Here is a 614-nt window from a genome sequence, read left to right on the forward strand (position 1 = left end):
AGGACCTGCTGCAGGCGCGGGCGGGCCACGGTGATCCGTCGCAGGCGCCGGTCTTCATCATCGGCATGCCCCGCTCCGGCACCAGCCTGGTCGAGCAGATGATCGCGAGCCATCCCGCCGTGCATGGCGCCGGTGAGGTCAACTATTTCGCGGCAGCCGCCGGGCAGTTCACCGATCGTGCCCGCGGCGAATTTCCGGAGATGCTCGCGAAGCTGACCGACGCCGACTTCGGGACTTTGGCCAACGCCTATCTCAAGCGTTTCGCGGACCTGCCGGACGGCACCAAGCGTATCGTCGACAAGATGCCGTCGAACTTCCTGTTTGCCGGTCTCATCCATCTCGCGCTGCCGAATGCCCGGATCGTTCATGTCCGGCGCAATCCGATCGACACCTGCCTGTCCTGCTACACCCAGCTGTTTGCCGAGCCGCAGCCATTCGCCTATGACCTCGCCGAACTCGGCCGCTACTTCAGGGCCTATGAGGGCCTGATGAGCCACTGGCGTGCGGTGCTGCCGCGGGACGTCATGCTGGAAGTGTCCTACGAGGACGTGGTGCGCGACTTCGAGCCCAACGCCCGCAAGATCGTCGCCCATTGCGGTCTCGACTGGGACGAT

General features: G+C 65.0%; 1 protein-coding gene. It reads left to right on the top strand.

Going from position 1 to position 614, the window contains the following annotated elements:
* Positions 1–614: sulfotransferase family protein (locus tag BRAS3809_RS20370; RefSeq protein WP_035657185.1), on the top strand; the 614-nt coding region annotated here is incomplete at both ends.

Origin of the sequence: Bradyrhizobium sp. STM 3809 (assembly GCF_000239795.1) — a bacterium.
GTDB lineage: Bacteria > Pseudomonadota > Alphaproteobacteria > Rhizobiales > Xanthobacteraceae > Bradyrhizobium.